Source organism: Streptomyces graminilatus, assembly GCF_001418565.1.
Taxonomy (GTDB): domain Bacteria; phylum Actinomycetota; class Actinomycetes; order Streptomycetales; family Streptomycetaceae; genus Streptomyces; species Streptomyces graminilatus.
Genome location: NZ_LIQQ01000087.1, coordinates 1 through 8716 on the forward strand (window position 1 = coordinate 1; position 8716 = coordinate 8716).

Annotated in this window: 6 protein-coding genes; 1 reads left to right on the forward strand and 5 read right to left on the reverse strand. The window is 71.6% G+C overall.

Annotation, left to right across the window (positions count from 1 at the left end; translation table 11 throughout):
• Positions 1-198 precede the first annotated feature (198 nt).
• From AOK08_RS09300 to AOK08_RS09315, 4 genes are all read right to left on the reverse strand, one after another.
• Positions 199-618, reverse strand: a complete 420-nt coding sequence (locus AOK08_RS09300) for a hypothetical protein (protein ID WP_055524996.1) — start codon at positions 616-618, stop codon at positions 199-201.
• Positions 619-742: 124 nt separating this feature from the next.
• Positions 743-2848 (reverse strand): sensor histidine kinase, encoded by a 2106-nt coding sequence (locus AOK08_RS09305; RefSeq protein ID WP_055524997.1) that lies wholly within the window; start codon positions 2846-2848, stop codon positions 743-745.
• On the reverse strand, positions 2835-3611 hold the full coding sequence (locus AOK08_RS09310) for a response regulator transcription factor (protein WP_241826887.1): 777 nt from the start codon (positions 3609-3611) through the stop codon (positions 2835-2837). Before AOK08_RS09310 ends, AOK08_RS09305 begins: the two co-directional genes overlap by 14 nt.
• Before the next feature lie 46 nt (positions 3612-3657).
• Complete coding sequence (locus AOK08_RS09315; protein WP_241826888.1) at positions 3658-5052, reverse strand: glycoside hydrolase family 125 protein; 1395 nt, start codon at positions 5050-5052, stop codon at positions 3658-3660.
• 101 nt (positions 5053-5153) lie between these two features.
• Between AOK08_RS09315 and AOK08_RS09320 the strand changes: the two genes are divergently transcribed.
• The gene (locus AOK08_RS09320) at positions 5154-8261 is read left to right on the forward strand and encodes a hypothetical protein (protein ID WP_157876622.1); all 3108 of its coding nucleotides are present in this window, start codon (positions 5154-5156) and stop codon (positions 8259-8261) included.
• Positions 8262-8294: 33 nt separating this feature from the next.
• On the opposite strand, the gene AOK08_RS09325 is transcribed toward AOK08_RS09320, so the two are convergent.
• Positions 8295-8603 carry a peptidoglycan-binding domain-containing protein gene (locus tag AOK08_RS09325; RefSeq protein ID WP_055524999.1) on the reverse strand — a complete coding sequence of 103 codons (309 nt, stop codon included), beginning with the start codon at positions 8601-8603 and terminating at the stop codon, positions 8295-8297.
• Positions 8604-8716: the final 113 nt, after the last annotated feature.

Sequence of the window (8716 nt, forward strand, 5' to 3'; positions counted from 1 at the left end):
TGGACGGTAGGCCAGGGCCAGGCCGAAGGCAGGCGCCAAACCGAAGGCGGGCGCCAGGCGGTGTGCAGGGGGCAACGCGGGCTCCAGAACAGGGGGGGGCGGGAGTGCGGGGTGCGGAGGTTCGCCGGGCCGGACGCACAGGGCGCCGCCCGGTGAAGGGCGGCGCCGCCGTGTCGTACGAGAGGTCGTGCCGTCGGGTCAGCCGTCGTGGCGGGCGGCGGTGCGGCGGCGCAGGACGTAGGTGCCGGCGCCCGCGAGCAGCAGCGCGCCCGTGGCCGTACCGACGAGCGTGCCGGTGTTGTCGTCCTTGGTGGATTCCGTGGCGGGGGCCTCGCCCGCGGCGACACCGCCGCGCGGGTAGTCCTTGCCGGACGCGCGCTTCGCGGCTTCGGCCTTCCTGGCATCGCTTTCCTTCAGCGACCTGGCGTCCTCGGCCTTCTTCTTCTCCAGGGCGTCCTTCCGGGCCGGGGTCAGGTCGGTCGCGCCCGGTGTCGGGGTCGAGTCGGCGAAGGCCGAGGTGGCCGGGACGAGCAGCGCCCCGGCCGCGACGCCGGTGAGGACGGCGGCCTTGAGAGAGCGCAGCGGGCGCGACGGACGCAGGTTGAGACGGCGGGACATGTAAGTGCTCCAGTTCCAGCCCGGGTTGGTCGTCCCTGGTTGCCGATCCGCACCAGGTGCCGGGCTTTGACCCCACCCTGACTGCCGGTTGTGAGGAAACTGTCAGACCGCCGTGGTCATCCCATCAGGGTCCGGGGCCGGCGGGCGACGTCACCGGCAGCCGCAGGGTGAAGGTGGCGCCCTTCCCCTCCGTGCTCGCCACGTCCACCGTGCCGCCGTGCGCCTCCGCGAGCTTGAGGACGATCGCCAGGCCGAGACCGCTGCCGCCGGTGCCCCGGTTGCGGGACTTCTCCGCCCGCCAGAACCGGTCGAACACGTACGGGAGATCGCCCGCCGGGATGCCGCTGCCGGTGTCGGACACCTCGACTGCGACCTGGTCGCCGGTGCCTGTGCCTGTTCCGGTGACGTACGAGCGGAGGGTCACCGTGCCGCCCGGCGGGGTGTGACGCACCGCGTTGGAGAGCAGGTTGCTGACGGTCTGGCGCAGCCGTACCGGGTCCGCGTGGAGAAGCGGCGGCCGGGGGGTGCCGGGCGGCGGTGCCAGGACCGTGAGGGTGACGCCGGCCGTCTCGGCCAGCCCCTGGTGTGCGGCGGCGGCCTGGGCGAGCAGTTCCTCGATCCGTACCGGCTTCCGGTGCAGCCGCAGCGCGCCCGCGTCGGCGGCGCCGAGGTCCTGGAGGTCGTTGATGAGGTGCTGGAGCTGCACCGCCTCCTCCAGCAGCGAGGAGACGAACGCCGGGTCCGGCTGGGCCAGTCCGTCGTGGGCCGCCTCCAGCCAGCCGCGGATGTTGCTCAGCGGTGTCCGCAGCTCATGGGCGACATCGCTGACCATCACCTTGCGCTGCTCCTCCAGCCGGGCCCGGTGCGCGGCCATGTCGTTGAAGGCCGCCGTCAGCCGCCCGATCTCGTTGTCCGAGACGACGGGCACCGGCGTCGCGTCCAGGCCGTCCCGCATCCGCTGGGCGGCTCCGGTGAGCGCGTGCAACGGGCGTACGAGCCGGGCTCCCGCGAGCACCGAGGCGCCCACGGTGAGGGCGAGGACCAGGGCGGTGACCCCGGCGACGCGCGCGGTGTTGGCCCGGGAGAGGTCGAAGCCGGGCACGCCGGCCGCGCCGGGGCCGTCGATGAACAGCAGTGCGGGCTCGGCGACATAGGCCGTGAGCTGTTCCTGGCGGGCGCTGCCGACACAGGCGGCCACGGCCCGGTCGTACCCGCTGCCGTGGACCCGGTCGGGGGTGTAGTCGAGTGCGCCGCCGGCCGCCGCCTTCCGTTCCGCCGCGAAGACGTCGTCCGCCCTCTTGGCGGCCAGGGCCGCCGCCTCCCGCTTGCTGAGGCCCTCCTCGACACCGAGGAGTCCGTCGTCCCGCCCGTACGTGTAACCCCGGTCCCAGGACAGGTCCAGGTTCAGTTTGACGCCCGTACGGCCCTGGCGTTTCAGGCAGGCGTCGGCCAGTTGGTTGAGGGCTCTCAGGGCCTTGCGCTCGGTCGGGGTGGGGCCGACCGGGAAGGAGTCCAGGCACTTCGCCGCCAGGTCGCGGTCGGTCAGCCGGTCGGTCCCGCCGCCGTTCTCGGCGGTCACGAACTGGACGCGGGTCCGGCCGCCGGGGTCCTCGACGACGTCGGCGGCGATGCCCATGCGGCTGAGGCACTCCACCCTCCCGGCGGACGCCCTCCGCAGCGCGGCGCGTTCCTTCGCGGGCAGCCGGAAGGGGCCCACGGCCCGGGGATCGACGCGGTCCGCGCCCGCTTCGGCCGCTTCGGGCACCAGTACGGTGTCCACGGAGAGCGGGTCGACGACCGCCGAGGGCTGCGGCGCCAGCGAGGCGGCCGGTGTGCTGCCGCCCGTCGAACTCCCGCCCCGGGAAGGCGAGTCGGCGGAGCCGGCCGAGTCCGCGAAGGGGCGTCGGCCCCGGGTGGTGAGCACGATCCGGCGCCCGGACCGCTGGGCCAGGTCGCGCACGGTGGTGTCGACGCCCGCCCAGTCGGGATGGGTGGCCGCGTAGCCGAGGAGGGTGTCGTAGATCTTCGCGTCGGACTTGAGGGTCTGCCCCTGCTCCTGGCGGATCGCGACGGAGGTCGTCTGCACGGCCAGCCAGGCGGTCGCGGCCACCGAGCAGGACGCCACCAGCGCCGACACGGTCAGCAGCCGCCCCGCCAGGCTCTTGCGCAGCGGCAGCCTGGCCCCCGCCGCGCCCTGCCCCTCAGGACGGATCCGGTCAGGACGACGCATGGCGCACGTTCGCGTTCCTCGCGGGGTCCGTCAGTTTGTAGCCGACACCGAAGACGGTGACGAGGCGGGACGGCCGTCGGGGCGCGCGCTCGATCTTCTTGCGCAGGTTCATGACGTGCACGTCCACGGTCCGGCCGCTGATGTACTTGTCGAAGCCGTGCAGTTCGTCCAGGAGCCGCGCCCTGGTGAAGACCCGGCCGGGCTCGGCAGCCATCGCCGCGAGGATACGGAACTCACCGGGCGTGCACTCGACGGGCTCCCCGGAGACCGACACCTCGTGCCGCGCGGGGTCGATCCTGAGCGCGCCGACCGTCAACACCTCGTCGTCCGGTGCCACTTCGGGCTCCGGGGCGGTGGCGGGCGCGGGTGCGGCCATGACGGCCGGGTCGGTGCCGCGCCGGTTGCGGCGCAGCAACGTCCTTACCCGTGCGGCGAGTTCGCGCGGGCTGAACGGCTTGGTCAGGTAGTCGTCGGCGCCCAGATCGAGGCCGAGCAGCAGATCGTCCTCGGTGCTGCGGGCCGTCAGCATCATCACCAGCACCTCGCGGCGTTCGGCGCGCAGGATCCGTACGACGTCGAGGCCGTCGGCCCTGGGCATCATCACGTCGAGGACGACCAGGTCGGGTTCCTGGTGCCGGATCGTGTCGAGAGCGGTCCGGCCGTCCTCGACGACCGTGACGGTGTGACCCTCGTGCTCCAGATAGCGGCGCACCAGTTCGGCCTGTTTCGCGTCGTCTTCGGCGACCACAATGTTTGCGCACACGCCGCCGATCGTAGCGACCGTCGGCGCCGCGCGGCCCGAAGTGCCCTTACCGTGCGGGCCGTTCGGCGGCGGGCAGCCGGGGATGCAGACGTGCCGTCGAGCGGCCCGTGAGGTCGAGGAGCAGTTCGGCGAAGAGGGCGTCGCCCCAGCCGAACCAGGCACGGGTGAAGGTCCCGGGGTCGTCGGTGTGGAAGCTCTCGTGCATGGCGCCGGTGCCCCCGTCGGTGCGCAGCAGCAGCTCGGCGAGGCGGGTCCGCTCGGCCTCGTCGTCGCTGGTCAGCGCCTGCATGGTGAGGGAGAGCGGCCAGACGTGGCCGGGCGGGGTGTGCGGGCTGCCGATGCCGGCAGCCGAACTGCCCGCATAGTAGAAGGGGTTGGCGTCGCTGAGGACGAACTCGCGGGTGCGCAGGTAGAGCTGGTCGCCGGGGTCGCACCAGCCGAGGTAGGGCAGCGAGAGCAGGCTCGGGATGTTGGCGTCGTCCATGAGCGACTGCCCGCCGAGACCGTCGACTTCGTACGCGTACACCGCCAGGTCTGCCCCTTCGGTCACCCCCTGCGTACGTACCCCGGTGGCGATCTCGCCGGACAGGGCGGTGGCGTCGGCGGCGAGGACGGGGTCGCCGATCGCCGCCGCCAGTTCGGCGAGGCCGGTGAGGGCGACGGCCGCCATGGCGTTGGACGGGACCAGGTAGCCGTGGTGGCAGCGGTCGTCGCTGGGCCGGAAGCCGGACCAGGTCATACCGGTGGGTCCGACCGGTGCGCCCCGGCCGCCGCGCGGCAGCGAGTCGAACGCGTCGTCGCCGAGGCGCCGGAACTCGTACGGCGAGCGGTTCTCGTGGTCCTGCTCGACCCGCCACAGGGCGATGATGCGACGGGCGGCGCGGACGAAACGGTCGTCGACGGTGAGATGCCCGAGGCCGCCGGTCGCCCGCCAGATGCCGTACGCGAGTTGGAGCGGGGCGCAGAGCGAGTCGACCTCGTACTTCTGCTCCCAGACCAGCGGGCCGGGGGCCGGCTCGTCGACGTAACCGGCGCCGGAGCCGTCGGGTTCGGCGTTGAAGGCGTTGGCGTACGGGTCGGCGAGGACGTACCGCAACTGGCGGCGCAGGACGCCGGTGAGCGCGGCGGCGACGGCGGGGTCGTCGGCGGCGAGGAGATAGGGGCGGACCTGGGCGGTGCTGTCGCGCAGCCACATCGCGGGAATGTCACCGGTGAGGACGAAGACCTCGCCGTCGGGCTGCGGGCGCATCGCCCTGCCCCAGGTGCCGGTCAGCAGCCCGGTGAAGCGGTCGGCGGCGCGCGGGTCGAGGGAGCGCAGCTCGCGGTGCACGTCGGCCCGCAGGGCGCGGAGGCCTTCCGGCAGCTCGGCTTCGGGCAGTTCGGCTTCGGGCAGTTCGGCTTTAGGCAGCCCGCCCGCCGGTTCGTCGATGGATCCCATCATCACCCTCTCGTACACGCTGTTCGGGACAACGTTGCCATGCCTCCTGACGCGCCTGCCTACGAAAAGTTGCCGGGTGGCTACTTTGCGCCCACTTTGTATGCATGCCGATTGAGCAGCCTCAGCGCGAACAACTGGAACAGGTTCCGCGCTGGGCGGTGTGGCTGTGCGCGGGCGGTGTCGTGGCCGGCCTCACTCTCGTGGGTCTCTTTCTGTGGGGCCCGTGGCCTCGGCAGCAGCCCGATCACCGCTCGGAGGTGAAACTGCAGTTCGCGGCGACGGCCGAGAACGCCTACCGGATCGTCTCGAAGGGCGGGGGCACCCAGGCCTTCCGGGACAGTCTTGTCTACGACTGGGCCATGTTCATCCCCGGGTACGCGCTGGCCCTGGCGGGGGTCTTCGGCCTCGGAGGGCTCCTGCTCTACCGCAGGACCGCGAGGCTGTGGGCACTGCGCGCCCTCGTCGTGACGGCCGTACCGGTGGTGGCGGACTGTGTGGAGAACATCTTTCTCCGCGCCGCCCTGAACCGGATCGCGGCCAAGCCCGAGCCTGTGCTGACAGTCGTGGAGAGGCGGAGTCTGGAGCGGCACCTGGAGTGGGCCGGCTACTTCGCCCAGGTGAAATGGGCCGCCGCCGTCCCGCTGGTCGCCGCGGCCGTGATGATCGTCGCCATTCTCCTCACCCGACTCGTCAAAGGTCCCGCTGTCGTCAAGAGCGCGGTGGAGGACCGGTCGATCCCCACCTTCGACTACGCCTACGGCCTCACTGCCGACACCCACGGAGCCGCACCCCGCACAACGAAGGATCCACCCGGCCCGGACGTGATCCTGCCGCCCGTCGCACCCCACGACTGGGATCCGCTGCCCGCGTGGACGGCCCCCGAAGCACAGGCCCCCGGACCGGTTTCGGGACTGGCACCGACACCGGGAGCGGAACCGGCCCACTGGCGTACCCACGCGTACCAGCCGCCCGGCCGGAGACCCGCCGAGATCGGTTTCGCCGTCTCCGGTGGCGGCATCCGGTCGGCGACGGTCACGCTGGGCGCGCTTCAGGCCATGCGGAGCGAGCTGCTCAAGGCCGGGTACCTGGTGTCCGTGTCCGGCGGCGGATACACCGCCGGGGCCTTCCAACTGGCGCTCACCGACGCCACCCCCGCAGGACCGGCCGGGGCCGGCTCGGTACCGACGAGCACCGCGACCGTCGAGAACGTGTTCGAGCCGGGGAGCCCGGAGGAGGACCACATCCGCCGGCACGCCAAGTACCTGGCTGACTCGCCCCGGGAGAAGCTGAAGGCCCTGGGCGCGCTGCTGCGCGGGATGGCCGTGTCCTTCGGCATGCTGGCGCTCGGTTTCGCCGTCGCCGGTGAGTTCCTGCACTACTTCTACTCGCTCGTCACGGTCACCGACCTCGGCCGCTTCCTCCCCGCGAAGGTGCCCTTCAAACCGACGTGCGAGACACCGACGGTCCCGGCGTGTTTCACACCGGAGGAACGCGTCCCGTCCTTCCACCTGCATCCGAACGCCTGGTACCCCTTCCTCGCCCTGCTCTGCCTGGCGGGCCTGTTGTCCGTGGGCTTCGCCTTCGTACGGGCGGGGAGCGTGAAGTCCCGCCCGGTCTGGCTGCGCACCACGCTGAGCGCGATCGTGGCGCTGGCGGTGCTGGTCGCCGTGTTCGCCGTCGTTCTTCCGGCGGTGATCTGGTTCTACGCCTGGCTGTCGGACTCGCTGGGCGGATCGGGAGACAACGGGAAGAGGCTGTCCGCGCTCGGCGCGCTCACCGCGGCGGCGGCGGCGGTCGGCACCTGGTTCACCGCCGTCCACAAGACCGTGAAGAAGCTGCGGCCCGACGGAGGGGAGATCGGCGCGTTCGGCAGGAAGGGCGGCGCCTCCCTGACCGTCCAGGTGAGCAGCAACTGGGTGAAGGTCCTCGTGTGCTGGCTGGTACTGCTGCTGGTCGTGTTCTTCTGCCTCGCCCTGATGTCCTGGGCGGCCGTCTACGCCGGCGACTGGGACATCGGATGGCGGTACGGGCTCCCGTTCATCCTGGTCGTACTGGCGTTCGTGATCGACCAGACCACATTCAGCCTGCACCCTTTCTACCGGCAACGGCTGTCGAGTGCCTTCGCCGTCCGGCGCACCACGCTGCGGGACGGTTCGCAGGGCGCCGTACCGTACGACTACAACGCCGAGGCGACTCCGCTCGCGTCCTACGCGAAGAAGGTGGACGACTTCCCGCAGGTCGTCTTCGCGGCCTCGGCGGCGGTCTCCCTCCGGAACCGCACGGCACCCGGCCGCCCGGCGGTGCCCTTCACGTTCGCCTCCGACTACGTCGGCGGCCCGGACACCGGCTGGATCCGCACCGACACCCTGGCCAAGACCGCCCCCGCGCTCATCGAGCGCGACCTGACCGTGCAGTCCGCCGTCGCCGTGTCCGGGGCCGCCTTCGCCTCCGCGATGGGCTCGCAGACGATGTTCATGGAGCGGCTGCTCGCGCTCTCCAACCTGCGGCTGGGTACGTGGGTGCCCAACCCGATCTATCTCGCGGAACTGGCGCGGCACGAACCCAGCAAGCGCATGCCGCGACTGCCTCGCGTACGGCGGCTGCGCTACCAGCTCCACGAGCTGGTGGGCCGGTACACCGACACCGCGCCCCTGCTGCTCTGCACGGACGGCGGGCACGTCGACAACCTCGGCCTGGTCGAGCTGCTCCGGCTGCGCTGCCGGAAGGTGTACGTCATCGACGCGTCCGGGGACACCCCGCCGCTGGCCACCACGCTGGCGCAGGCGGTGACCTTCGCCTACGAGGAACTGGGGGTGCGGATCACCTTCGAGGAGAAGATGACGCGGAGGACGGTGCAGAAGCTGCTCGACCTGGTGCCGGGCAGCGCCGATCCGCTCCAGCCGGAGGAGCCGATGGCCGCGCTCAACGCCAGGTTCTCCAGGACCTGTGTGGTGCGGGGCACGATCGAATACCCGACGAAGATCAGGTTCTCGCCCGGCACGGACGCCACCACGACCGGGGAGATCGTCTTCGTGAAGGCGGTACTGACCCAGGACATGCCGTACGAACTGCTGAGCTACGCCCTCGCGAAGAAGTCGTTCCCGCACCAGTCGACCTTCGACCAGTGGTTCGACCACGCCCAGTTCGACGCGTACCGGGCCCTCGGGCACTATCTGGGCACGAAGGCGATGCCTCCCGATTTGAACCCGTAGCCCGTCACGCGTACCCCTTGGGCTACGGCCGCCTCACTCCGGCGCCCGCAGAATCGCCCAGGTCGGCCGCTTCACGATGCCGTTCACGGCGATCCCCTTGTCGGTCTGGAACTGCATCATCGCGGCCTCCAGCCCTTCTCCGAACACGCCGTCCACGCCGGTGCCGCCGATCTCGTACCCGCGCTTGAGCAGGATGCACTGGACCTGCCTGACGCGCCTGCCAGTGTCACCGATGGCCGTACGGGCCTTGCCCGCGTAGTACGCGCAGTCGGTGACCCAGGGTGGCTGCCCGGGGTCGGGCGTGGGGCTGTCGGGAGGCGGAGTGAGGCGGCCGTAGACCAAGGGGTACGCGTGACGGGCTACGGGTTCAAATCGGGAGGCATCGCCTTCGTGCCCAGATAGTGCCCGAGGGCCCGGTACGCGTCGAACTGGGCGTGGTCGACCCACTGGGCGAC

What these genes read in the sequence shown, in the direction of transcription:
- AOK08_RS09300 (WP_055524996.1), bottom strand. Translation starts at nt 618, where the DNA reads ATGTCCCGCCGTCTCAACCTGCGTCCGTCGCGCCCGCTGCGCTCTCTC.
- AOK08_RS09305 (WP_055524997.1), bottom strand. Translation starts at nt 2,848, where the DNA reads ATGCGTCGTCCTGACCGGATCCGTCCTGAGGGGCAGGGCGCGGCGGGG.
- AOK08_RS09315 (WP_241826888.1), bottom strand. Translation starts at nt 5,052, where the DNA reads ATGATGGGATCCATCGACGAACCGGCGGGCGGGCTGCCTAAAGCCGAA.
- AOK08_RS09320 (WP_157876622.1), top strand. Translation starts at nt 5,154, where the DNA reads ATGCCGATTGAGCAGCCTCAGCGCGAACAACTGGAACAGGTTCCGCGC.